We start from the raw sequence: 24,952 nt of genomic DNA, 5'->3' as shown, positions 1-24,952 counted from the left end.
GGCTTGTGGCTGGGCGGCAGCGGTGTCAAGAGACGGGGGTCGCCCGTCCAATTCTGTGTTGCGGATAGTCTGTCTCGAATTTTTTTCTGTGTTTTTCTATCGCCTACAAGTCGTACAATCCAGGTAAGTTGAGGATGATCGTCAATTCTTCAAGCGCCGCATGCACTTCCAGCGCCAGCTGCGGGTCGGCCAGGTCGCCCGGCTCCAGATGGTCGCGGTAGTGCGTCTCCACCCATTGCACCAGCCGATGGTACAACGCTTCCGTCATGATCACGCCCTGATGCATGGCGCGCGCCTCGATTTCCGTCAGAGCCACGCGCAAACGCAGGCAGGCTGGCCCACCGCCGTTGCGCATGCTCTGGCGCAGGTCGAAATGAATCAGTTCATCGATGGGGCCACCGCTGGCCACCAGGCCTTCCAGGTAGCGCGATACGGCGCGGTTTTCCTGGCACTCCTGCGGTATCACCAGCGCCATTTTGCCGCCCTCTTTCGTCAGCAACTGGCTGTTGAACAGATAGCTGCTGACGGCGTCCGTGATCGGCACCTGGCCGGTGTCCACGCGCAGCGCCTGCAAGTCGGCCCCCGTGGCGGCGACGGCGCGGTGCAGCTGCGACAGGCTTTCCTCTTCATCGGCAAACGCCTGCTCGTGATAAAACAGTACGTTGCCATTGCCGACGGCGATGACGTCGTTATGGAACACACCCTGGTCGATCACGTCAGGATTCTGCTGCATGTACACGGTGCGCTTCGCGTCCAGGCCATGCAATCGCGCCACGGCTTGCGACGCTTCCAGGGTCTGGCGCGCCGGGTAGCGCTTCGGCGACGGCGCGGAAGGATCGAACTCCACCCGACCATACACGAACAACTCAACCGATGGCGCGCCGTGGCCCGCGCCCAGGCGCGTGTGGTTGGCCGCACCCTCGTCGCCAAAGGCCGGCGTCGATGGCAGCGCATCATGCACGGCGAAATGCCTGTCGTCGCTGAAAATGGCGCGCAGGCTGCGCGCCGACTGCGCGTGCTCGAAGGCGCGGTGCAGCTTGTTATTCAGGTTGGCGGCCGTGAAATGCACGCGCCCATCCTGCGTGTCCGCCGACGGGCTGACCGTGGCAGCATTCGCCGTCCACATGGGCGAGGCGGAATACGCGCAAGCCAGGATAACGGGCGACTCCTTGTAGGCGCGCGCCAGCACTTCGGCGTCCGTTCCCGTGAAACCGATAGCGCGCAGCAGGCGGAAATTGGGCCGGTCCTGCGGCGGCAGCAAGGCTTGCGCAAAGCCACGCGCGGCCAGCGCGCGCATCTTGGCCAGGCCCTGCAAGGCGGCCTGCTTCGGATTCGAAGCACTTTTCACATTGCTGAACGAGGCCACGTTGCCGAACGAGAGTCCCGCATAGTTATGCGATGGGCCGACCAGGCCGTCAAAGTTGTATTCGCGCGTGCTGTGCATGGGTATGTCCTTTAAAACTTAAAAATTCAGGCCGGGCGACAACTTGGCCGGCATTTCCAGCACGCTGTTCTCGATCGAAGCGACCGGGTAGGCGCAGTAATCGGCCGCGTAATAGGCGCTTGGACGGTGGTTGCCGGACTTGCCGATGCCGCCGAACGGCGCCGTGCTGGCGGCGCCCGTGGTCGGGCGGTTCCAGTTGATGATGCCGGCGCGCGCGCGTGTCTGGAAAGTTTGCCACAGGGCCGGATCATCGGACAGCAGCGCGGCGGCCAGGCCGAATTCGGTGGCATTGGCAACCTTCAGGGCCGCATCGAAATCGGCCACGCGGATCACTTGCAGCAGTGGGCCGAACCATTCTTCGTCGGGAATGCCGGAAGCATCGGTAACGTCGACGATGCCGGCCGTGACAAAGCCTGCCTCGGGATTCAACTGGCGCATCTGCAGCAAGGTAGTGCCGCCCTTGGCGACCATGTCCGCTTGCGCCTGCACCAGGCGTGCGGCCACGGCGCTCGATACGACAGGCCCCATGAATGGCTGCGGCTGGGCGTCGGACGCGCCGATGCCCAGTTTCGCGGCCACTTCCACCAGGCGCGCCACGAAGGCAGACCCCGCAGCGTTATCTTGTACCACCAGGCGGCGCGCACAGGTGCAGCGCTGGCCGGCCGAGACGAACGCGGAGAAGATCGCGTGGTGCACGGCGGCGTCCACGTCCTTCACATCCCACACCACCAGGGCGTTGTTGCCGCCCATTTCCAGCGCCAGCATCTTGCCCGGCTGGCCGCCGAACTGGCGGTGCAGGCTGATGCCCGTCTGGCAGGAACCTGTAAACAGCACGCCGTCGAGGTGTCCATTCGCGCCCAGCGCTACGCCCGTGTCGCGCCCGCCGTTGACGAGGTTGACGACGCCATTCGGCAAGCCGGCCTGCTGCCACAGCTGCACGGTTTTGACGGCCGTGCGCGGCGCATATTCGCTGGGTTTGAAGACGATGGTGTTACCGGCGATCAGGGCCGGCACGATGTGGCCATTCGGCAGGTGGCCTGGGAAATTGTACGGGCCGAAGACGCCGAACACGCCATGCGGGCGGTGGCGCAGCACGGCATCGCCGTCGGCGATCCTGCTTTGCGTGATGCCCGTGCGCGCATTGTACGACTGCACCGAGATATCAATCTTGTTGGCCATGGTGGCCACTTCCGTGCGCGACTCCCACAGCGGTTTGCCCACTTCTTCCGAGATCAGGAGCGCCAGCGCTTCGGCATGTTCCTTCAACAGGTCGCGGAAGCGCACGCAGATGGCGATGCGTTCTTCGACGGGCGTATCGGCCCACGCGTCGAAAGCCACGCGGGCGGCCTGGCAAGCTTGCTCGACTTCGTTCGCCGTCGCTTCCAGGCTGGCCCAGGTTTGCTTGCCGTTCGATGGGTCAATGGTGACAAGTTCACGGCCAGTGCCCGGCAGCCAGGCGCCGTTGATGAAGTTCGATGCTGCGGTAGATGAATGAAGGTTGGACGATTTAGACATGGGGATGCTTCCTCGGGTTGAGTGACAAGGTGCGCACGGTGTCGCCGTGATGGCAACGCAGCAGATGCAATTCATCGTCGTCCAGCGCGATCTTGCCGCTGTGCGGATTGGCGCTGGTGACGATCATGCGGAAATCTTTCAGGTCGGTGTTCGACACCAGGTAAGGCTCGGCCTGGGCGAGGTCGGCGCACACTTCAGGCGCAGCCTCGGCGTCCAGCACGGCCGACACGCTGTCGCGCATGGCGCGCAGCTCGGAGACGCGCGCCTGCAGCACGGGACCGGCGTCGAAAATGTCGACATAGCCTTCGAAGTGCAAGCCTTCCTGTTCCAGCAAGCGGCGCGCGGGCGCCGTGCTCAGATGCACCTTGCCGATGACTTCCTGCGCCTCGTCGGGCAGGTAGGCCACGTACATGGGCTGGCGCGGCATCAATTCGGCGATGAAGGATTTTTTGCCCAGGCTCGTCAAGTCATCGACGTGATGGAAATCCATCTTGAAGAAGTGGCGGCCCAGACCTTCATAGAACGGCGAGCTGCCGTCCGGCGCCTGGTAGCCGCGCATTTCAGCGATCAGCTTTTCCGTGAACAGGTGCGGAAACTGGGCGATAAAGAGGAAACGGCTTTTCGACAGCAGCTTGCCATTGTTGCCGCTGCGGTAATCGGGGTGCAAAAACAGCGAGCACAGTTCCGTGCTGCCCGTCAGATCGTTCGACAGGTACAGCGTTTCCATGCGCGTAAACACGTCAAGTTCGCGGCTGGAATGGACCAGGGTGCCGATGCGGTAGTTATAGAACGGCTCTTCCAGGCCCACGGCGCCCTTGATGGCGCACACGCCGGCCAGGCGGCCCGTGTCGGTATCCTCCATGACGAACATGTAGTCGCGCTTCTCGGGCGCGATGGTTTCGGCGAACGAGGCGCAGGCGATGGCCAGGCGGTCGCCCAGCATTTTCATGTCCGGCTTGAGGGTGGTCATGCCGGTGCCGACCTGGCTGGCCAAGCCGTACAGGGCATCCAGGTCAGAAGCGTTGATGGCGCGTACTACTAGCATAATGTTCTCTCGGTTAAATGCGCACGCAAATGACGCTGTCGCCTTCGGCCACGGCCAGCGCGTCAAGCAGCTCGGCCGGCAAGCCGACGGTGTCCTGCGCTTCGAGCGCATCGCAGGTAAAGGTGACGGCGCGGAAGTTGCGCTCCGCGCCCGAAGCGACCGCGTAATGCACTTTCAGGCCCGTGCGGCTGGGCGTGACGCCGGCGACGACGCGCCGCGCGAGCGAACCCGTAAACGAGCGCAGCGCATGCTTGTGCGCCTGCAGAATCGGGCCGCCATCGAAGATATCGATGTAGTCGTCTGCCTCGAAACCTTCTTCCGTCAGCAAATTGAACGCCAGTTCGCCGCTCGGGTGGATCTGGCCCATGGCCGCCTGCGCGTCGCCGGGCAACAGCGGCACATACACGGGGTAATGCGGCATCAATTCGACGATCAGGGTACGGTTGCGCGCACCGCCGATGACTTTTTCGGCATCGAGGAAATCCATCTGGAAGAACTTGCGGCCCAGCGCATCCCAGAACGGCGACTGGCCGTTGACGTCCGTGATGCCGGCCAGCGGCACGAAGAAGCGGTCGCCGAAACGGTGCGGCGCCAGCACGGCAAACAGCAGCCGCGCGCGCGACAGCAAGGCCGCTTCCAGGCCCGCCTGCTCCATGTTGCGCACATAGAAGCCGGACAGCTGCGAATACGCCGTCAACTCCGAGCACAAGGTCAGCGCATGCACGCTGTGACTGATGTTCAGATCACGCGAAACTTGCTGGATGACGTCGTTGCGAAAGGAAAAATACGTGCCGTTCGAGCCGGCCGAGGCGAAGATGGCGGCTGTCCCGAAGATGCTCTTGTCGAGCAGGGATTCAAGCACGAAGAGATATGACTCTTCGCTGGGGATGTCGACATGGGCGGCAAACGAGGCGATGGAGCGCTCGACGGAGGCGGCGATTTTTTCGCGCGTCTTCGGCAGGGTATGGACACCCGGCATGGTTACCGCGGCCAGCGCTTCGAGGGCTGCAATATCCGCAATTTCTACCGGACGGACAACATACATGGGTACTCCTTCAATGCAGACATTACCTGGGCTGAAAACCCGGGTAGAACCAAGCCGGCCCGCAGCAAAGCGGCGGGCCGGTGATAGTGCGGGGTAAGACTAGCCTCAGGCTTTCAGCAGGCCGTCGATGGCCAGGTGCAGCAAACGGCCCGCTTCAGCGATCTGCTCATCCGAGACGATCAGGGCTGGCGCCAGACGCACCACGTCCATGCCGGCGATCAGCACCATCAAGCCTTGCGCTTCGGCCGCTTTCTGGATGTCTTTCGCGCGGCCCTTGAAGGCATCGCTGACTACCAGGCCCAGCAGCAAACCGCTGCCGCGCACCACGGAGAACACTTGCGGGTAATCCGTGATCAAGCCTTGCAGCATGGCGATGGTGTTGACGCTCGCTTCTTTCACACGCGCCAGGAACGCTGGCGTGTTGATCGTTTCCAGCACGCTCAAGGCCACGGTGGCGGCCAGCGGGTTGCCGCCGTAGGTGGTGCCATGAGTGCCGACAGCCAGGGTTTGCGCCAGTTCATTGGTGGTCAGCATGGCGCCGATCGGGTAGCCATTGCCCAGCGCCTTGGCGGCCGTCAGGATGTCCGGCGTGACGCCATAGCCCATGTAGGCAAACAACGCGCCAGTGCGGCCCATGCCGCACTGGACTTCGTCGAAAATCAGCAGGGCGCCGGTCTTGTCGCACAGGGCGCGCAGCTCCTTGAGGAACTCCGGATTGCCCGGCACCACGCCGCCTTCGCCTTGTACCGGCTCGACGATCACGGCGCACACGTCATCGCCGATGGCGGCGCGCGCCGCTTCGATGTCGTTGTAAGCGATGTGGTCGATCGACGGTGGCAGCGGCTCGAAGCCTTCCGTGTACTTGGCTTGACCGCCGACGGAGACGGTAAACAAGGTGCGGCCATGGAAAGAGCTGAAGCACGAGATGATGCGCGACTTGTGCGCGCCAAACTTGGTGTGCGCGTATTTGCGCGCCAGTTTCAGGGCCGCTTCGTTGGCTTCCGCGCCCGAGTTGCAGAAGAAGGCGCGGTCGGCGAAGGTCGCTTCCGTCAAGGCCAGTGCCAGACGCAGGACGGGCTCGTTGGTGTAGCCGTTGCCCAAATGCCACAAATTATTGATTTGCTTAGTCAGCACGTCGACCAGGACCGGATGGCAGTGGCCCAGGCTGTTGACGGCGATACCGGAGGTGAAATCGAGGTAATGCTTGCCTGACTGGTCCCACAAATCCAGTCCGGAACCGCGCACGGGCACCATGGCGGCAGGGGCATAGGTAGGAACGAGGACCTGGTCAAAGGTTTCCCGGGTGACTGGACGAGCCGTTACGGTCGAATCAAGCTTGGCATTCATAGCATTTCCCCATCAATATGTTAGGTACTCCGCAGCTACGACAGCTACGTGTGTACTGCATTATAAAAAGCGGGATGCTAAAACTCTTTTGAATCTGCGACAAGGATTTTCACAATTCCTCACAGCGGCCATGGCGTCGGCTAGGCTGGCGGCATGAGCTTTCTTTGACGCTCTTCGCGCGGGGTATTGCCAAACAGGGTGCCAAACGCCGTGGAAAAGTGCGAACCGGAGGAAAAGCCGCACATCAGGCCAACTTGCACGATGGAATAATGTGTATCAAGCAATAATTGCCGTGAGCGCTGCAGGCGCAGCTCCAGGTAGTAGCGCGACGGCAAGCTGCCCAGGTATTGCTTGAAGAGGCGCTCCAGCTGACGCCGCGACAGGCCCACCAGGCTGGCGATGTCATCGGTCGACAACGGCTCCTCGATATTCGCCTCCATCAAGGTGACAGCTTCGGACAATTTCGGTTGCAGCACGCCGAAGCGCGCCTGCAAGGCCACGCGCTGGCGCTCTTCCTTGCCGCGCACCTTGTCCACGCACAGCGCTTCCTTGACGAGCGCCTGTACGTCGACGCCAAACACGGTCTCGATCAGGGTCAGCGAAAAGTCGATGCTGGCCGCGCCGCCGCAGCAGGTGATGTGCGGGCCGTCGATGTCGAACAGGTGCGGCGTCAGGATGGCGCGTTCGGCCTTCGCTTCCGCATCGGCGTACAGGGCCCACGGCAAGGCGATGCGCACGCCATCCATGACGCCCGCGTCGGCCAGCCACAGCACGGCAGCGCCCACGCCCCCCCAGAATGGCGCCGAACGGCAGCGCTCGATCACGGCCCGGCACAGCTCAGCGCGCAGCGGCGCCTCTGTTTCATCGGCCACCAGCAGCGCGATATGCCAGTTGCCGCCCTGCTGGGCAACTTGCTCTGGCGTGCGCACGTCCAGTTGCAGGGCGTCCGGCCCCAGCGCCCGCGCACACAGGCGCAACGGCTGCACCAGGCCAGCCCAGGTAATCGACTCGGCATCGCCGGCATGAACCAGCAACAGGCGCAGCGGTTTGTCGAGGCCGATACGGGAAAGATTAGCGAAAGACATCGGCGAGGCGGACCAGGGACAAGGGCTGAGTTGCCCACATGATACCGGAGTTCAGCCCCATCCAGACCCGCATGCAACAGCGGGGCCTGACGCGGCGGAAAAAAGCGGGATGGAAGGATATAATCACACCCCATGGGTGAACGATATTTAAAAAGTATCCGGCTGCTGGCCGAATGCATGCAAGGCTTCGAGCGGTTTTCAGGCGACTTCGTGCGCCAGTACGGCTTGACGCATGCGCAATTCGACATCATTGCCACGCTCGGCAACACCTGCGGCATGTCCTACAAGGAACTGGGCCAGAAAACCCTGATTACCAAGGGTACCTTGACGGGTGTGGTGGACCGGCTGGAGCAAAAGGGTCTGGTGCTCCGCGAACGTTGCACGAAAGACAAGCGCTCCTACTTCGTGCGCTTGAGCTGCGAGGGCGAACAGGTGTTCCATGACGTGTTCCCCAAGCTGACAAAGCAAGGCCAGAACCTGTTCCACGGCTATACAGAAGACGATTTCATGCGGTTGGAAACCACCCTGGCGGGCTTGAAGCACGCCATCGCCAACGGCCACGGCTGACCATTCACCAAGCACAGACATTCAAACAATACATTCAAACAAGACAAAGGAAACCAAGTTGAAAACCTCACTGCTCGACGGCAAAAAACCCGCTCATTTCGATAAACACATCATCGGCAACCTGCTGCTCAACGCCAGCACGCCGGAACTGGTGCGCCAGGAAAAACTGATCATCGGCGTGCGCAACGAAGACGGCGAAATCTACCGCCTGATCGGCGCCACCAAGCACAACAGCTTCATGAATGCCGTCGAGGAATTGTTCGACCTGGGCCTGACCGATGAGCTGGAAGACAGCGATGAACTGGTCGAAGGCTGCGACGCCATCTTCAGCGAATCTCTGTAGTAACGCTTAACAGGACCAACAGGACCTGCTGCGCGGTGCGCTTTGCGGCCGGCGATGCTCACCGGCTCGGCGCCCCCGTACTAAAGTGCGGTTGCGCTTCTCGGCTACAAATCACTCCCGCTCGCTACCGTCCTGTTCAGCGCTTTGACGATCGTTGTCATGACAAAAAGGCATGCCGCTGATACAGTGGGATGCCTTTTCCCGTTTACGGGGCTTTGCTTGCCTTTTACTCGCTTGTTTAAGAAAAGATCACGGTTAAAAAGTTCCGCACGGAAATATTGCGAGTATAATTTTTTCAATGAACAGACTCGACGCCTTTAAAAGCATCGCCGCACAAGCCGCTCGTGGCGAGCTGACCTTTCCTGCCAATGTGAACGCTTCGCTCAAGCTGCAAGAGGCGCTGGCCGATCCCGACTGCCATATCGAGGCCGCTGCCAAGCTGGTGCAAGCCGACCCGCTGCTGGCCGCGCGCACGGTGGCCATCGCCAATTCGGTGGCGTTCAACCGTTCCGGCAACGAAATCACCAGCGTGCGCAACGCCGTGCAACGGCTCGGCGTGCGTACCCTGCAGTCGGTGGTAGCGTCGCTGATCGTGCGCCAGCTGGGCAGTACCATCACCGATCCCGTGCTGCAAGCGAAGGCCAAGCAGCTGTGGGAGCATACGGCCCACGTGGCGGCCCTGTCGCAGGTACTGGCTCGCCGCGTCACCAAGGTGGACCCAGACACGGCCCTGTTTGCCGGCATCATGCATGAAGTGGGCGGCTTTTATCTGCTGTCGCGCGCAGCCGAATTCCCCGGCATCCTCGACGGCGAACCGCAGGACTGGGTCGAACATGGCGAACAAGCCATCGGCCATGGCGTATTGAGCAAACTGAAGGTGCCGGAAGCCGTGATGGGCGCCATCGATGCGCTGTGGGAAGGCTTGCGCGCCATCCCGCCCGAATCGCTGGGCGACACGCTGCTACTGGCGAATGACCTGGCGCCGGTGGCTTCGCCCCTCAATGAAAGCCCGGCCGCCATCGCCGTGCGGGCCGCCCGCGCCGCCGGCAGCATCGATTGCGTCATCGGCGATGCGACCCTGTCGAGCATCATGGAAGAATCGGACGATGAAGTACAGTCGCTGCTGAAGGTGCTCGTGCATTAATCCTGTTTTACCGGCACCGGCGGCATGCTCGGCACGCCTGGTGCCGGCTTCGGCGCGTCGGCGATCAGCACATGCTTGTCCATGGCCTTCGTTCCCTGCGTCTGCTGGACGACTAGCGTGGCGACCGCCCGGGTACTCAATAATGGCTTCGGATGGCGTGACATGAACATGGCGTACCTGCTTGCAGTGGGCGTCGTCCCATCTGTGCAGCGATAATCAAATTATCAAGCCACTTTCAAGCACCGGACGAAAATCCGCTCGAAAGCGGAAAAAACCCCGCTCGAAAGCGGAAAAAAAAACCCGCTCGAAAGCGGGTAAAGTCCAAAGCTAGGGATGTCCTGAAAGAGACAGCCCTATCTTATGTGCTGCGCCGCACCGGCTCCGTACGCTGGCACACTTAGCGCGCACATTAACCCGGCAACAGCGCCACGTCCGTTTCCTGCCAGGCACGCAACTGCCGCACGCGGGCAAACCACGCCTGGATATGCGGGTACTGCGCCAGCGGCAGCCTCACCGCCTCGCTATACATCAGCGGCGCGGCCACGGCGAAGTCGGCCAGGGTCAGCCCTTCGCCGCTGAGCCAGCTGCGTCCCGCCAGATGCGCGTCCAGCACCACGGCGCATGCATGCAGGTCGCGCTCGCCGCGCGCCTCTTCCAACGGGTCCGCCGGGCCGCCCCCCGTCATGCCTTTCCACGCGCGCTCCCAGGCCAGCACGCCAATGGCCGGCGCGAAGTGCTGCGCGGCCCAGAACAGCCAGCGGTTGACGTCGGCCCGGGCCTGCGGCAACTGCGGATAAATTGTCTGGCCCGGCACCTGCTCGGCCAAGTATTGCATGATGGCGCACGATTCCCACAGCAGGAAAGCGCCATCGGCCAGCACGGGCAGCTTGCCGTTTGGATTGAGCTCGACCAGGCGGCGCCGATCATCCGCATTCATCAGATCGACTTCGGCCAGTTCCAGAGGCAGGCCGAGGTGGATCGCCGTCATCAGGGCGCGGCGGGCATTCGAGGATATGGGGTGGTGGTACAGGCGCATGATGGAGTACTCCAGTGAGTGAAGAAGCCACCATCGTAGTCGCCGTCACTGACAGTTTTTGTCAGGAGCGATTATCACGATTCCGGATCACTAGCTTTCCGGATCAATCTCGTGCGCCTTACGCCAGGTATCGAGCAAAGCGTGGCGGCGCGTGGGATAGCGCTCATCATGCCGCTGCACGCTGGCGATGCGGTCGATGCGGAAATGCCGGTAATCGCCGCGCAGCTCGCACCAGGCGGCCAGCAGGCGCTTGCCTTCGAAAAAGGCCAGGGCAAACGGCCACACCGTGCGCGAGGTGGTATTGCCATGCTCATCCTGGTAGCCCAGGGTGAGCTTCTGCTCATAGCGGATCGCCTCGCGCACCGGCTGCACATGCTGATCGGCCGGCTGCACGCCATCGGCGGGACGCCCCAGCGGCACCCACAGGCTGGTCTCGGCCATGCTGTCGCGCAGGTCGCGCGGCGTGGCGGCCGCGATCTTCGCCAGGGCATTGCTGGCCGCCTGCGCCAGGCCCGCATCACCCTGGCGGCGCACCCAGCGCGCGCCCAGCACCAGCGCTTCCAGTTCATCGGGACCGAACATCAGCGGTGGCAAAAAGGCGCCACGGCGCAGCACATAGCCGATGCCCGCTTCGCCCTGCAGGGGCGCACCGAGTTCGGCCAGGGTCTGGATATCGCGGTAAATCGTGCGCTCGGAGACGCCCAGCTGCTGCGCCAGCTGGGCCGCCGTGACGGGCACCCGTTTGGCGCGCATGGCGTCCATCAGCAGGAACAAACGGCCACTGCGACTCATGGGCAAGCCTGCAGGGCCTGGTCGCCCATGACCAGGGCCGACAGCGCCGGCACGTACAGATAGCCGTCCGGCGCCAGGCGCACCGCGCGCGGGCCTTCGTCCACGCCAGCGATGCCGTAGCAGCGCTGCAGGCGAGCGGCGGCCGGCCACCAGTAGATGGCTGCATCCTGGTCGGGAAAGCGCTGGCGCACGCTATCGGCCTGCGCCGCCACTTGCCGGAAATCGCGGTAAAAGGCGGGGGCAATGCCCAGCTCCACGGCAAAGGCCGCTTCCAGTGCCGCCACCTGCGCCAATTGTGCGGCCAGCGCGGCCGTTTCACGGTCCAGCTCATCGGCCGGCACACCCGCCTCGAGCAGGCTGCGGCGCATCTGCTCCGGGCCGGCCTGCGCGCGCAGGACGGCCGTGTCCTGCAGCGCCAGCACAGCAGTGCCGGGGATGCTTTTGTACCGCGCGGCCGGGAAAACGTACAGGGCGCAGCTGCCCGCGCACACCGTATCGATGGCGAGACTCCATTGCCGCTGGCGCAGGTAGCGGCCCAGTTGCATGGCCGCCTGCGGGTCGCCGCCGTCGCTATTGACGCGCAACACGGTTGTCACTGGCGTGGCCAGCTGCCGCAGCTTGTCCACATCGCCCTCGGCGATGGTGCCGCGCAGGGCGATGGTATCGCTGGCCACACGGCGCAATTCTGCGGCACTGGCCAGCGTGCTGATGCCCGCCATGATGCCCATCACTATCAAACGCTTCATCGTCATCCATTACAAAAAAAAACGACCACCGCGCGGGTGATCGTTCTTGAATTCGTCATGCATCAAACTGCGCTTACACCACGGCGCCGTCGGTTTCGTCTTTTTCCTTGACCGGCTTGATCAAGTCTTCGCGCTTGACGCCCAGCCACATGGCGATGGAGGCCGCGACGAACACGGACGAGTAAATACCGAAGCAGATACCGATGGTCAACGCCAGTGCGAAGTGGTGCAGGGTCTGGCCGCCGAAGAGCAGCATCGACAGCACCATCATCTGGGTCGAGCCGTGGGTGATGATGGTACGCGAAATGGTGCTGGTAATCGCGCTGTCGATCACTTCATGCACGGTCGCCTTGCGCTGCTTGCGGAAATTTTCGCGGATACGGTCAAAGATCACCACCGATTCGTTGACCGAGTAGCCGAGCACCGCCAGGATGGCCGCCAGTACCGTCAGCGAGAATTCCCACTGGAAGAAGGCAAAGAAGCCCAGGATGATCACCACGTCATGCAAGTTGGCGATAATGGCCGAGACAGCATATTTCCATTCGAAGCGGATGGCCAGGTAAATCATCACGCCGATAATCACCACCACCAGCGCGTTCAAGCCGTTCTGCGCCAGTTCCTCGCCCACCTGCGGGCCGACGAATTCGACTTTCTGCAAGACGACCGCCTCGCTACCGGCAGCGTCCATGCACGCGCTCTTGAGTACATGCTCGCCCTTTGCAGTGACGGTGTCGATGGCCTTGGTCGTGCCTTGCTCGGCCTTGCACAGCGAGTCGAACACGCGCTGCGACGTGTTCGCGGCGCTGACGCCCTTTTCCACCGGCAGGCGTATCATCACGTCGCGCGCCGTATCGAAGCTGGTCACGCCCGGCTCTTCATAGCCCATGGCAATCAGGGTGCCGCGTATGCCTTCAAGATTGGCCGCCTTCGGGTATTTCACCTCCATCAGGGTGCCGCCCTTGAATTCGACGGACAGGTGCAAGCCCTTGTGCACCAGGAAGAAGACGGCTGCAAGGAAGGTCACCGCCGAAATCACGTTGAAAATCAACGCATGGCGCATGAAGGGAATATCTTTTTTGATCCGGAAAAATTCCATGAAATCCTCTGAGTTCTATTCTGTGCGTCCGGCGGCTGTGCCTCCGGACGCGATCGCTGTTGACGCTATGGGGTGAGTCGGGGCTGTCGCTTATTTGCTGGTGCCCGGCACCCACACCGTGCCGATCGACAAGGTCGTCAGCTTTTTCTTGCGGCCATACCAAAGGTTGACCACGCCGCGCGAGACGAAGACGGAGGAGAACATCGAGGTCAGAATACCCAGGCAATGCACAACAGCGAAGCCGCGCACGGGACCGCTGCCGAAGGCCAACAGCGCCAGGCCGACGATCAGGGTGGTCACGTTCGAATCGAGAATCGTGGCCCAGGCGCGGTCGAAGCCGGCGGCAATTGCCGCTTGCGGCGTATTGCCGGCACGCAGCTCTTCGCGGATACGTTCATTGATCAGCACGTTGGCGTCAATCGCCATGCCCAGCGCCAGCGCGATAGCGGCGATACCGGGCAAAGTCAACGTCACCTGGATCATCGACAGCAGGCCGATCAGCAACAGCAGATTGGCGGCCAGGGCCAGCACGCTGAAAGCGCCGAACAGCATGTAGTAGGCGATCATGAAAATGGCGATGGCGATAAAGCCATACAAGGTCGAATGGAAGCCCTTGGCGATGTTTTCCGCGCCCAGTTGTGGTCCAATCGTGCGTTCTTCGATCACGGTCATCGGCGCGGACAGGGCGCCCGAGCGCAGCAGCAGCGCCAGTTCATTTGCGTTTTCCGCGCCACCCATGCCGGTGATCTGGAAGCGCGAACCGAGTTCCTGCTGGATGGTGGCAACCGACAGCACTTCCGGCTTGCCCTTTTCAAACAGCACGATGGCCATGCGCTTGCCTACGCGTTCGCGCGTCGCTTCGCGCATCTTGCGTCCGCCGTCGCCGTTCAGGTCGATCGACACGGCCGCTTGCTGGTTCTGATCGAAGCTGGCCGTGGCGCTGGAGATATAGTCGCCCGTCAGGATCACGTCTTTCGCCAGCACGACAGGGACGCCCTTGCCGACAGTGAACAGTTCCGAGTTGAACGGAATGGCGCTCGACAGTTCCGTGCCAGGCACGATGCTTTCGTCGACCAGGCGCACTTCCAGGGTCGCCGTGCGGCCGATGATGGCTTTCGCGCGGGCCACGTCCTGCACGCCAGGCAATTGCACCACGATGCGGTCAGGACCTTGCTGCTGGATCAGCGGCTCGGCCACGCCCAGCTCGTTGACGCGCTTGGACAGGGTGGAGATATTCTGTTTCACGCCTTCGTCGATGGTCGCCTTCAGGGCGGCCGGTTTCAGGGTGATGTTCAGTTTCAAATCGCTGCCTTCGCCCGCATCGGCGAACGCCAACTCAGTCATCTGGTCGGACAGGACGTTTTTTGCCTTCAGGCGCGTATCGGCGTCACGGAAGTTGATCTGCACGCTGTCGCCCACGCGCTCGATGCCGGCGTGGCGGATATTTTTGTCGCGCAACACGCTACGCGCGGCGGACTGGACGCCCTGGACTTTCTTGTTCAGTACGGCTTTCGCATCGACCTGCATCAGGAAGTGCACGCCGCCACGCAAGTCCAGGCCCAGGAACATGGGCAATGCATGCAATTTTTGCATCCACATTGGCGTATTGGCTTGCAGATTGACCGTCACGATGTACGCGGGATCGGTGGAATCGGAGTTCAAGTCCTTTTCCAGCACCAGTTTTGCCTTGAACTGGGTATCGGGATCGGCGAAACGCGCACGCACAGAGGCGAGGTTGCCGGCGCCATCCATAGTGACACCTTCCGACTTGACGTTCTCTTTCGTCAATATTTGCTCGACTTGCGTCATCAGCTCGCTCGTCACTTTGACAGTCGACTTGCCGCTGGTTACTTGCAGCGCCGGTGACTCACCGAAATAATTGGGCGCCGTATAGAGTGCGCCCAGCAATAAGGCGACGACGATGATGATGTATTTCCAGGCAGGATAGCGATTCATAATGATTCAGCGTTCAGTGTTGAGCGTCGGAGGCGTCGCGAGGGGCGGCGGGTAGCCGCCCCGGTGAATCATTGCCGAGGCAATGACAGCGAGGAATTACAGTGCCTTCAGGGTGCCTTTAGGCAGCAAAGTGGTAATGGAGCTCTTTTGCACCGTGACTTCGGTGCCGGTCGCCACTTCGATGGTGACGTAAGCGTCCACTACCTTGACAACACGGCCCAGCATGCCGCCAGCAGTGACGACTTCGTCACCCTTGGCCAGCGCGTCCATCATCGCCCGTTGTTCCTTGGCGCGTTTTTGCTGTGGACGGATCATCAGGAAATACATGACCACGAACATCAATACCAGCGGCAAGAAGCTGGTCAGGTTGCCGCCGAAGCCCAGGGCGTCGGTTGGGGCTTGCGCATAAGCGTTGGAAATGAAAAACACGGTGACTCCAGTTCTAATCAGTTTGAAAAAATAGCGCTGTATTCTAGCATTGGCTATACGTCATAACCCGAATTGCAGGCATGGCAACTTTAAATGGGGCTAAAAAAGCATTATGCAATGCTTTATCGCCCCAGTCCAAGCACCAATACACAAAACTTCCGGCCATGCTGCCGCCAGGGCGCAAGCTAAGCTTTTCTTAAGTTCCGCGTGCCCGTTCCGCGTGGAATTGCAGGGTGAACGCGTGGAAACGATCCTCATCCAGCGCTACACGCATCTGGCGCATCAGATCCAGGTAGTAATGCAGGTTGTGGATGGTGTTCAAGCGCGCGCCAAGAATTTCCTTGGAGCGGTGCAAATGGTGCAGGTAGGCGCGCGAGAAGTTGCGGCAGGCGTAGCAGCTGCAGGTCTCGTCGAGCGGCGCCTGGTCTTCCTTGTACTTGGCGTTCTTGATCTTGATGTCGCCAAAACGGGTGAACAGCCAGCCATTGCGGGCGTTACGCGTCGGCATGACGCAATCGAACATATCGATGCCGTTCGACACACCGGCCACCAGGTCTTCCGGCGTGCCCACGCCCATCAGATAGTGCGGTTTATTGGCAGGCAGGCGCGGACCCACGTGGGCCAGCATGCGCATCATGTCTTCCTTCGGCTCGCCGACGGACAGGCCACCGATGGCGATACCGGGGAAATCGATCTCTTCCAGCTTGGCCAGCGACTCGTCGCGCAGCATTTCAAACATGCCGCCCTGCACGATGCCGAACAGCGCATTCGGGTTTTCACCGCGATGGAACTCGTCTTTCGAGCGCTGCGCCCAGCGCAAGGACATGCGCATGGATTTGGCCGCCTCCTCGAGGGTGGCCGGGCGGCCGGCGATTTCGTACGGCGTGCATTCGTCGAACTGCATGACGATGTCGGAATTTAAGACGCGCTGCACCTGCATCGACACTTCCGGCGAGAGGAATAGTTTATCGCCGTTGATGGGCGAATTAAAATGCACGCCCTCTTCCGTGATCTTGCGCATGGCGCCCAGCGAAAACACCTGGAACCCGCCGGAATCGGTCAAGATCGGCTTGTTCCAGCCCATGAAACCGTGCAAGCCGCCGAATTTCTCCATGACGGTGTTGCCAGGACGCAACCACAAATGGAAAGTATTACCCAGAATGATTTGCGCGTCGATCTCATTGAGTTCCAGCGGCGACATCGCTTTGACGGTGCCATAAGTGCCCACTGGCATGAAGATCGGCGTCTGCACGACGCCATGGTTGAGTTTCAAGGTGCCGCGGCGTGCCTTGGTCAGGCCGCTCGTGTCGGTCTTGAGTAATGTAAATTCCAACATGTCAGTCTTTCACGGGAGTATCAAGGTTCAGCGGAAGGGGGAGCGAAGAACGCGATTGCGTGGTGAGCAGCATCGCATCGCCATAGCTGAAGAAACGGTAGTTCTGCGCGATCGCATGCGCATAGGCGCTGCGGATCGGTGCATAGCCGGCAAAGGCCGACACCAGCATCAGCAGGGTCGACTTCGGCAAATGGAAGTTGGTGATCAGCCGCGTTACCGTCTTGAAGGCATAACCGGGCGTGATGAACAGGGCCGTATCGGCGCTGCCCGCCACCAGCTGACCGCTTTGCGAGGCCGATTCCAGCGCGCGCAAGCTGGTCGTGCCGACGGCGACCACGTCGCGCCCGGCTTGCTGCGCGGCGCGCACGGCGTCGACGGTGTCCTGCGGCAGGGTGTACCACTCGGTATGCATCTTGTGTTCGGCCAACACTTCCGTGCGCACGGGCTGGAAGGTGCCCGCGCCAACGTGCAGGGTCACATAGGCAAAGTTGACGCCCTTGGCCTTCAATTGATCGAGCAGGGCCTGGTCGAAATGCAGGCCGGCCGTCGGCGCGGCGACTGCGCCGGGCACCTTGTTGAAGACAGTCTGGTAGCGCGTCTCGTCAAATTCGTCCGCATCGTGCTCGATGTAGGGCGGCAGCGGCAATCGGCCATGCGCCTCGATCAGCTCGAATACGTCGGCCTCGAAATGCAGGGTGAAGAATTCGCCGGCGCGCTGGCCGACCGTCACGTCAAAGGCATCGGCCAGGCGGATGCGGCAACCGGGCGGCGGCGACTTCGAGGCGCGCACCTGGGCCAGCACGGTACGCTCGTCGAGCACGCGCTCGACCAGCGCCTCGATCTTGCCGCCACTTTCCTTGACGCCAAAGAAACGCGCCTTCAGCACGCGCGTATCGTTCATCACCAGCAGGTCGCCCGCCTGCAACAGCCCGACGATGTCGGCGAACTGGCGGTCGACCAGGGCGTCGCCGTCCAGATGCAAGAGGCGCGAGGCGCTGCGCTGGGCCAACGGAGTTTGCGCAATGTTTTCTTGCGGCAAATTAAAATCGAAATCGGAAAGCGAATACATGCGTTTTGCTTCAAAAGTACGTCAAAAATGATTAGGAGTGCGCAATGGAACGTCTGGCACTATACTGTGCGCCTATACAGGCATTACAATAATCCGCCGCAACACTACGACTGCGGTACGCACAAGGTGTGCCGGACAACCCTCTATTTTACGCTAGCGGCACAAAAATCTCCGATATGTCCGAACCCAAGCCCGATCTTCCTCCCATAGCCAAGCCCGCCGCGAAGCCGAAAGCCGCCAAAAAAGTGGTCAGCACGGAAAGCCGGCTGGCCAAACTGGGCTTGCGCACGGATATGGATCTGGTGCTGCACTTGCCGATGCGCTACGAGGACGAAACCAAGGTCTACACCATCCGCGACGCCTGCCTGCGCGGCGGCGAGTCGTGGCAAGTGGAAGGAGTCGTCACCAAGTGCGAAGTCAATTTCAAGCCGCGCAAGCAATTGCTGGTGACGATCGCCGACGAAACGGGCAATCTGCTGCTGCGCTTCATGAATTTTTACGGCAGCCAGGTCAAGCAACTGGCCGAAGGCACGCGGGTACGCGCGCGCGCCGAACTCAAACACGGCTTTTTCGGCGCCGAGATGGTGCACCCGACGTATAAAGTGGTCAACGAGGGCGCCCCCCTGCCCACGGCCCTGACGCCAGTCTATCCATCCGGCGAAGGCCTGTCGCAGCACGTCCTGCGGCGCGAGATCGCCGACGCCATGCGCCGCATCGACTGGCAGGACACCTTGCCGGACCAGCTGCTGCGCGAGATGCAGCTGTCGCCGTTCCGGGCCGCAGTGCACCTGCTGCACTACCCGCCGCAGGACATCGATGAAAGCGCGCTGATGGACCGCTCGCACCCGGCCTGGGTGCGCATGAAATTCGATGAACTGCTGGCGCAGCAGTTGTCGCTGAAACGCGCCCAGCGCGCGCGCCGCTCGAAAGGCGCCGCACAGCTAGCAGTCGTCGGTACCCTGTCGGAATCCTTCGGCGCCGCCCTGCCCTTCAAGCTGACGGGCGCGCAAGCGCGCGTGCTCGAGGAAATCCGCGCCGACCTGCGCCAGCCGTATCCGATGCAGCGCTTGCTGCAGGGCGATGTGGGCAGCGGCAAGACGGTGGTGGCGGCGTTGTCCGCCACGCAGGCCATCGACAGCGGCTACCAGGCCGCGCTGATGGCGCCCACGGAGATCCTGGCCGAGCAGCATTTCCGCAAGATCGCCGCCTGGATGGAACCGCTGGGGGTAAAAGTCGCCTGGCTGACGGGCAGCCTGAAGAAAAAGGAAAAGACGGCGGCACTGGCCCTGATCGAATCGGGTGAAGCGCAACTGGTGATCGGCACGCATGCGCTGATCCAGGATAATGTGCTGTTTGCCAAACTGGGCCTGGTGATCGTCGACGAGCAGCACCGTTTCGGCGTGGGCCAGCGCCTGACCCTGCGCAACAAGGGTGACAGCGCGGCCGTGCCGCACCAGTTGATGATGTCGGCCACGCCGATCCCGCGCACCCTGGCCATGACGTATTACGCCGACCTGGAAGTGTCGGTGATCGACGAGCTGCCGCCCGGGCGCAGCCCCATCGTCACGCGCGCCATCGACCAGAACCGGCGCGACGAAGTCATCGCCCGCGTATATGCGGCGGCGCTGGAAGGGCGGCAGGTGTACTGGGTTTGCCCGCTGATCGAGGAATCGGAAGCGCTGCAGTTGCAAACAGCCGCCGAAACCTACATGATGCTGGCCGAAGCCCTGCCCGCGCTGCAGGTGGGTCTGGTGCATGGCCGCCTGAAGCCGGCGGAAAAACAGGAAGTGATGGATGCCTTCATCGCCGGCCATATTCACGTGCTGGTGGCCACCACGGTGATCGAGGTGGGCGTCGACGTGCCGAATGCGTCGCTGATGGTGATCGAGCACGCCGAGCGCTTCGGCCTGTCGCAGCTGCACCAGTTGCGCGGGCGCGTGGGCCGCGGCACGGCGGCCAGCGCCTGCCTGCTGCTATATCAAGGTCCGCTGGGCGGCGTGGCGCGCCAGCGCCTGATGACCATGCGCGAAACGACCGATGGTTTTGAAATCGCCCGCCGCGACCTGGAAATCCGCGGCCCCGGGGAGTTTCTTGGCGCGCGCCAGTCCGGCCAAGCCATGCTGCGCTTCGCCGACCTGGAAACGGATCAATGGCTGGTCGACCAGGCGCGCGACGTGGCCCACGACCTGCTGCACGCCACCTCGGCCGATAGCGCCGCCACGGTGGAAGCGCATCTGGCGCGCTGGCTGGGCGGCAAGGAAGAGTTTTTGAAGGTCTAAGCTACGCGCCTTTCAAAGGCGCGAAAATCGCCTGCAAGTCGTCTTGCGTGATCGCCAGCGCTTGCGCCGGACCGTGGGCCAATACAGCATCGGCCAGTTCGGCCTTGCGGCGCTGCATTTCCTGAATTTTTTCTTCCAGCGTGCCTTTGGCGATCAATTTGTAGACGAATACCGGCTTGTCCTGGCCGATGCGCCAGGCACGGTCGGTGGCCTGATTTTCCGCCGCCGGATTCCACCATGGATCGTAGTGGATCACGGTATCAGCTGCGGTCAGGTTCAAGCCAACACCGCCAGCCTTCAAGCTGATCAAAAATAGTGGCACGCTGCCTTGCTGGAAGGTGTCGACCTGCGCGCTGCGCTCCTTGGTCTCGCCGGTCAGCAAAGCATACGCGATGCCGCGCTCGCGCAACTGCTCTTCGATCAGCGCCAGCATGCTGGTAAATTGCGAGAACACCAGCACTTTGCGCCCTTCGGCCAGCAACGCGTCCAGCATCTCCATCAATTCCATCAACTTGGCCGACGGCGCCAGGCCTTTCTTGCCGGCGCCGGCCACCAGGCGCGGGTCGCAACAGACCTGGCGCAGCTTGAGCAAGGCTTCCAGGATCACGATCTGGCTGCGCGCCAGGCCCTTGGCGGCAATCGCCGCGCGCACTTTTTCCGCCATCGCCAGGCGCACCGTTTCGTACAAATCGCGCTGCGCGCCGGCCAGTTCGACTTCGCGCACCATTTCTGTCTTGGCCGGCAATTCCTTGGCCACCGTGTCCTTGGTACGGCGCAGCAAAAACGGTTTGATGCGCCGTACCAGGAAAGCGTTGCGCGCGCCATCGCCGAGCTTTTCTATCGGTTTGCGGAACTCTGCGTTGAAGGTTTTTTGATCGCCAAGCAAGCCTGGCATCAGAAAGTGAAACTGCGCCCACAACTCGCCCAGGTGATTTTGCAGCGGTGTGCCGGTCAGGCACAAGCGGTGCGTGGCCGGTAGCAGCGCCGCAGTCTGCGCGGCCTTCGAATTGCTGTTCTTGATGTATTGCGACTCGTCCAGGATCAGCAAATGAAAATGCTGACGGCGCAAAGCTGCCTCGTCGCGCGGCAGCAGCGCATACGTGGTCAACACCAGGTCGTATAGCCCCAGCTGTTCAAAATGCTGCGCGCGTTGCGGTCCGTGCAGCAGCAGCACCCTCAAAGCGGGCGCGAAGCGCGCCGCTTCGGCCTGCCAATTGCCCATCAGGCTAGTCGGCGCGACCACCAGCGCCGGCGACGTCAGCCGGCCCGCCTCCTTTTCCAGCAAGATGTGGGACAGTGTCTGGATGGTCTTCCCCAGTCCCATATCATCGGCCAGGATGCCCGCGAAATGGTACTCGCGCAAGAACTGCATCCATGCCAGCCCTTCGCTCTGGTAGGGACGCAAACTCGCCTGCAGGCCGGCCGGCGCGGCAACCGGCGCAACGCCGTCGAAACCGCGCAGTCTGGCGCCCAGCTGGCGTAGCCGTTCGCCGCCCGTCCAGCGCAGCTGAGCGCTCGCTTCCAGTTCGGCCAGGCGCGCCGCATCGAGCACCGGCAAGCGCATGCCGGCGCCGATACGTTCCTTGAAATACAGCTCGCCCAAGGTATGCAGGATGGGCTTGATGCGGCTCCACGGCAGGGCCACCCGCATGCCGTCGGGCAGACTGGCGATCAGGTGTTCGGCATCGTCGTGCAGCGCCAGCGCGGCCGGATCGAAGTGATCGGGCGCCTCGCGTATCCATTGCAGCAGCACCGGCAGCAAGGGGACGCGCTGCCCATTGACGACGATGCCCAGTTCCAGCTCGAACCAGGCGTTGCCGCCCTCGCCGTCTTCCTCCACCTCGGCATACCAATCGTCGACCGATGCCAGATCGTAGCGGTAGCCGGGACCGTATTCGATCAGCCAGCCCTGCTGGCGCAAGGTCGGCAAGCCCTGCGCCACGAAGGCTATCCAGGCGGCTTGCTCCGGCAGCTGTTGCGCGCCCGCCAGCGAACGCAATGGCGAATCCTGCCCTGTGGCATCGGCGAAGCCCAGTGCGCGCAGCACGGCGACGGCCTGCGCCTCCGCGGCGCTGTCGCGTTTAATCACCTCGGTGCCGCCGACGCCATGGCGCATGGCCGCCTGCGCCGGATCGGCCGAGACGCGTACGCCATCGTAGTCGAAGGCCAGCAGAGCAAAATCGTGCCATGCCGATTCGGCAGTGCCGTTGTCAAGGCTGGCGAGCAGCAGGAAGGGCGTGGCTTTGATATCGTTACGCACAGTTTGGCGCGGCGGCGGTGGTGGCGGAATCACCTGCACCAAACCATGCGCCGCCAATTGTGTCGCTACCTGCTCACGGGCAGGACCGGCCACGCGCGGCGCCATCGCCACCAGTGACCTCAAATCGCGCGCCGGGATCATGGCGGCGCCATCAGGAATGCCCAGCTCGCCAATGTCAGCACCATGCACGTACATGGGAGGCTCGGTCGGCAGCATGTACTCGAGCGCCGCACCATCGGCAAATTCCCAGCGCAGGCGCACGCCGCCATCCACTTCATCTGGCACAGACCATCCCAGGCGAGAGGCGCGCGCAGGCGACAGATGCAATGGCCGCAACAGTCCCGTTTTGAGCGCGTCGCGCGTGGCAGCGAAGAACAGTTGTCCCGCCTGCGCCAAGTCACGCAACAACTGCGCACCGACAGCGCCATGCGGTTCGGCCGAGACTTTGCCATAGCCCCCAAAGCCGCTCAGCAGTCCAAACCTATAGTTTGCGTAACGGTCGGCCTGCGTCACATAGGCAGGCGGCTTCATCATTAAATCATAGCTGTAAGGCAACATTGTCGCCGCTGCGATCATCGCGTCAGCGCGCAGGCGCGCACGGCACAAATACAGATCGAGGCGGCCGACATCATTGGGCATCAAGACATAGGCTACGCGATAGATAATCTTATCGGCAACAGGGCCGCTCTTCACTTTGGACGCTTCAGTCAGGGCCTTGGCCACGGCCCCCATCCAGGAAGCGAGCGCATCGGACGCGCCGGCGGGAGTATTTTTGTTCAATTCCAAATAATGCAGCAGCAGCGCCGCCACATGCTTGCAGTTGTAATCCATGGGACAACTGCAATCGCCATCGAATCGCACGCCGCGCAGGCCTGGCTTGATCCGCACCGTTTGCCGGTAGCGTTGACCGCCACTTCCGCTGATCTTGCCTTTGATCTCATCCCCATCGGCCGTGAGGGCCAGCACCTTGCCGCGGCGCGCATAGTCGCGGCCGCGATTCAAGGTGCCCGCATCAAAACTGGCGGCGACATCGGCCGCAGAAAAATGGAAAGTCAAATCATTTATCCTTTAATGGGGCTACATGCACATCCAGAAGCGGTTCGCCAGGTCGAGCATGAAGTCCGGGCGCAGATAGGCCATGAAGACGATGGACAGCAGCGCGGCGCAAGCCAGGCGCCACAGCCATGTGCGCCAGCTGCCCATTACGCCGCCACCGCAACACGCTTGACGGCGCGCTCGTCGATGGGCAGGTTAATCAGGGCGGCCAGCAAACCCAGGCCAATGGTGATCATCCACACGACGTGGTAACTGCCCTGGTGCTCGTACAGATAGCCACCCAGCCACGCGCCCAGAAAACTGCCCACCTGGTGCGAGAAGAACACCATCCCGGCCAGCATCGACAGGTGCTTCACGCCGAAGATGCCGGCGATGATGCCGTTCGTCAGCGGCACGGTCGACAGCCACAGCACGCCCATGCCGGCGGCAAACAGATACACGGACCACGCAGACAAGGGCGCCAGCAGGAACACGGTGATGACCACGGCGCGCGTCACGTAGATGGCCGACAGCAGGTAGCGCTTGGCGATCTTGCCACCGAGTTTGCCCGCGTAGTAGGAGCCGACGATATTGAACAGGCCGATCAGCGCCAGCGCCGTGACGGCGATGTTCGGATTCATCAAGCCCTGGTCCTTCAGGTAGGCCGGCAGGTGCACGCCGATGAAGACCAGCTGGAAACCGCAGACAAAATACCCTGCCAGCAGCAGCCAGAACGAGCGGCTGGCGATGGCTTCGCTGAAGGCGGCGCCAACGCTTTGCTGCGGGCCGCTGGCATGCGTCACGGGCGGTTCACGCAGGTAGAAGGCCATCGGTATCATCGCCAGCAGCACCAGCGCTGCCAGCACATAAAAGGCGTTTTGCCAGCCTACGGCGGAGATGAGCTGCTGCTCGACCGGCATCATCAGGAACTGGCCGAACGAGCCGGCCGCCGACGAGATGCCGAAGGCCCACGAGCGCTGCTCGGGCGGCGCGCTGCGCCCGATAATGCCGCTGATGGCGCCAAAGGCCGTGCAAGCCAGCGCCAGGCCGATGAAAATGCCCGAACCGGCGATGAACAGGACGGGTTGCGTCACGAGCGCCATCCACACCAGGCCCGCCATGTAGCTGATGGCGCCGACGATGACGACGCGCATGGTGCCGAAGCGGTCGGCGGCCATGCCGGCGAATGGGCCGAAGACACCCCACATCAGGTTTTGCATGGCCAGCGCCAGCGAATAGGTTTCGCGCGTCCAGCCGTTGGCTTGCGAAATCGGCTGCATCCAGAAGCCCAGGCCGTGGCGCACGCCCATCGCCAGGGTCAGGACGACGCCACTGGCGATGAGGACCGTTTTCAGGCTGGGACGCGATGAGTGCAATGTCATG

The 24,952-nt window shown here is 62.2% G+C and carries 22 protein-coding genes; 4 read left to right on the top strand and 18 right to left on the bottom strand.

All coding sequences use genetic code 11. The features are described from left to right. Positions 1-103 precede the first annotated feature (103 nt). The 6 genes from astB to ACQ4W7_RS25585 all read right to left on the bottom strand — a co-directional run bounded on the left by astB (position 104) and on the right by ACQ4W7_RS25585 (position 7,481). Positions 104-1,444: an N-succinylarginine dihydrolase gene (gene astB / locus ACQ4W7_RS25610; RefSeq protein ID WP_426074050.1), complete on the bottom strand. Its 1,341-nt coding sequence runs from the start codon at positions 1,442-1,444 to the stop codon at positions 104-106. 18 nt (positions 1,445-1,462) lie between these two features. After that, entirely contained in the window at positions 1,463-2,959 is a 1,497-nt protein-coding gene (astD, locus tag ACQ4W7_RS25605) for a succinylglutamate-semialdehyde dehydrogenase (RefSeq protein ID WP_436534254.1), read from the bottom strand. Continuing rightward, the gene (astA, locus tag ACQ4W7_RS25600) at positions 2,952-4,004 is read right to left on the bottom strand and encodes an arginine N-succinyltransferase (RefSeq protein WP_436534252.1); all 1,053 of its coding nucleotides are present in this window, start codon (positions 4,002-4,004) and stop codon (positions 2,952-2,954) included. The genes astD and astA overlap by 8 nt, the downstream gene beginning before the upstream one ends. A gap of 13 nt (positions 4,005-4,017) precedes the next feature. Next, positions 4,018-5,049 carry an arginine N-succinyltransferase gene (locus ACQ4W7_RS25595; protein WP_436534250.1) on the bottom strand — a complete coding sequence of 344 codons (1,032 nt, stop codon included), beginning with the start codon at positions 5,047-5,049 and terminating at the stop codon, positions 4,018-4,020. 105 nt (positions 5,050-5,154) lie between these two features. Then, on the bottom strand, positions 5,155-6,396 hold the full coding sequence (gene astC, locus ACQ4W7_RS25590; RefSeq protein ID WP_436534248.1) for an acetylornithine/succinylornithine family transaminase: 1,242 nt from the start codon (positions 6,394-6,396) through the stop codon (positions 5,155-5,157). Between the two features lie 140 nt (positions 6,397-6,536). Next, entirely contained in the window at positions 6,537-7,481 is a 945-nt protein-coding gene (locus tag ACQ4W7_RS25585) for a GlxA family transcriptional regulator (protein WP_436534246.1), read from the bottom strand. Between the two features lie 132 nt (positions 7,482-7,613). Between ACQ4W7_RS25585 and ACQ4W7_RS25580 the strand changes: the two genes are divergently transcribed. The 3 genes from ACQ4W7_RS25580 to ACQ4W7_RS25570 all read left to right on the top strand — a co-directional run bounded on the left by ACQ4W7_RS25580 (position 7,614) and on the right by ACQ4W7_RS25570 (position 9,535). Further along, positions 7,614-8,048 (top strand): MarR family transcriptional regulator, encoded by a 435-nt coding sequence (locus ACQ4W7_RS25580; RefSeq protein WP_436534244.1) that lies wholly within the window; start codon positions 7,614-7,616, stop codon positions 8,046-8,048. Positions 8,049-8,106: 58 nt separating this feature from the next. Further along, positions 8,107-8,391: a hypothetical protein gene (locus tag ACQ4W7_RS25575; RefSeq protein ID WP_426074043.1), complete on the top strand. Its 285-nt coding sequence runs from the start codon at positions 8,107-8,109 to the stop codon at positions 8,389-8,391. A 298-nt stretch (positions 8,392-8,689) separates the two neighbouring features. Further along, a complete protein-coding gene (locus ACQ4W7_RS25570; protein WP_426074042.1) occupies positions 8,690-9,535 on the top strand; it encodes an HDOD domain-containing protein in 846 nt (281 codons plus the stop codon). Here the strand turns inward: ACQ4W7_RS25570 and ACQ4W7_RS25565 are convergent. The 9 genes from ACQ4W7_RS25565 to queA form a co-directional block, all read right to left on the bottom strand. Next, positions 9,532-9,705 carry a hypothetical protein gene (locus ACQ4W7_RS25565; protein WP_436534242.1) on the bottom strand — a complete coding sequence of 58 codons (174 nt, stop codon included), beginning with the start codon at positions 9,703-9,705 and terminating at the stop codon, positions 9,532-9,534. The genes ACQ4W7_RS25570 and ACQ4W7_RS25565 overlap by 4 nt on opposite strands. 239 nt (positions 9,706-9,944) lie before the next feature. Further along, positions 9,945-10,571, bottom strand: coding sequence for a glutathione S-transferase family protein (locus tag ACQ4W7_RS25560; RefSeq protein WP_426074040.1), 627 nt, complete (start codon positions 10,569-10,571; stop codon positions 9,945-9,947). 90 nt (positions 10,572-10,661) lie between these two features. Then, positions 10,662-11,363, bottom strand: coding sequence for a helix-turn-helix transcriptional regulator (locus ACQ4W7_RS25555; protein WP_436534240.1), 702 nt, complete (start codon positions 11,361-11,363; stop codon positions 10,662-10,664). Beyond that, complete coding sequence (locus tag ACQ4W7_RS25550; RefSeq protein WP_436534238.1) at positions 11,360-12,109, bottom strand: hypothetical protein; 750 nt, start codon at positions 12,107-12,109, stop codon at positions 11,360-11,362. The genes ACQ4W7_RS25555 and ACQ4W7_RS25550 overlap by 4 nt, the downstream gene beginning before the upstream one ends. Before the next feature lie 73 nt (positions 12,110-12,182). Then, positions 12,183-13,205 carry a protein translocase subunit SecF gene (gene secF, locus ACQ4W7_RS25545; protein ID WP_426074037.1) on the bottom strand — a complete coding sequence of 341 codons (1,023 nt, stop codon included), beginning with the start codon at positions 13,203-13,205 and terminating at the stop codon, positions 12,183-12,185. 90 nt (positions 13,206-13,295) lie between these two features. Further along, entirely contained in the window at positions 13,296-15,161 is a 1,866-nt protein-coding gene (secD, locus tag ACQ4W7_RS25540; RefSeq protein WP_426074036.1) for a protein translocase subunit SecD, read from the bottom strand. Between the two features lie 96 nt (positions 15,162-15,257). Beyond that, positions 15,258-15,590: a preprotein translocase subunit YajC gene (yajC, locus tag ACQ4W7_RS25535; protein WP_096238151.1), complete on the bottom strand. Its 333-nt coding sequence runs from the start codon at positions 15,588-15,590 to the stop codon at positions 15,258-15,260. Between the two features lie 196 nt (positions 15,591-15,786). Then, on the bottom strand, positions 15,787-16,926 hold the full coding sequence (tgt, locus tag ACQ4W7_RS25530) for a tRNA guanosine(34) transglycosylase Tgt (RefSeq protein ID WP_426074035.1): 1,140 nt from the start codon (positions 16,924-16,926) through the stop codon (positions 15,787-15,789). Position 16,927: 1 nt separating this feature from the next. Next, the gene (queA, locus tag ACQ4W7_RS25525) at positions 16,928-17,995 is read right to left on the bottom strand and encodes a tRNA preQ1(34) S-adenosylmethionine ribosyltransferase-isomerase QueA (RefSeq protein WP_436534235.1); all 1,068 of its coding nucleotides are present in this window, start codon (positions 17,993-17,995) and stop codon (positions 16,928-16,930) included. 176 nt (positions 17,996-18,171) lie between these two features. Here queA and recG point away from each other — a divergent pair, with 176 nt between their 5' ends. Then, positions 18,172-20,274 (top strand): ATP-dependent DNA helicase RecG, encoded by a 2,103-nt coding sequence (gene recG, locus ACQ4W7_RS25520; protein WP_436534233.1) that lies wholly within the window; start codon positions 18,172-18,174, stop codon positions 20,272-20,274. Position 20,275: 1 nt separating this feature from the next. Here recG and ACQ4W7_RS25515 read toward each other — a convergent pair whose 3' ends face one another. From ACQ4W7_RS25515 to ACQ4W7_RS25505, 3 genes are read right to left on the bottom strand one after another with little or no spacing between them, the layout of a single operon-like run. Then, entirely contained in the window at positions 20,276-23,590 is a 3,315-nt protein-coding gene (locus tag ACQ4W7_RS25515) for a DEAD/DEAH box helicase (RefSeq protein ID WP_436534231.1), read from the bottom strand. 21 nt (positions 23,591-23,611) lie between these two features. Continuing rightward, the gene (locus tag ACQ4W7_RS25510; protein WP_426074031.1) at positions 23,612-23,737 is read right to left on the bottom strand and encodes a hypothetical protein; all 126 of its coding nucleotides are present in this window, start codon (positions 23,735-23,737) and stop codon (positions 23,612-23,614) included. Next, positions 23,737-24,951 (bottom strand): MFS transporter, encoded by a 1,215-nt coding sequence (locus tag ACQ4W7_RS25505; protein WP_426074030.1) that lies wholly within the window; start codon positions 24,949-24,951, stop codon positions 23,737-23,739. Before ACQ4W7_RS25505 ends, ACQ4W7_RS25510 begins: the two co-directional genes overlap by 1 nt. Position 24,952 lies beyond the last annotated feature (1 nt).

Origin of the sequence: Janthinobacterium algoris (assembly GCF_051380935.1) — a bacterium.
Taxonomy (GTDB): domain Bacteria; phylum Pseudomonadota; class Gammaproteobacteria; order Burkholderiales; family Burkholderiaceae_D; genus Janthinobacterium.
Note: the sequence above shows the minus strand (reverse complement) of the source record. Positions and strands in the feature narration are given on the sequence as shown.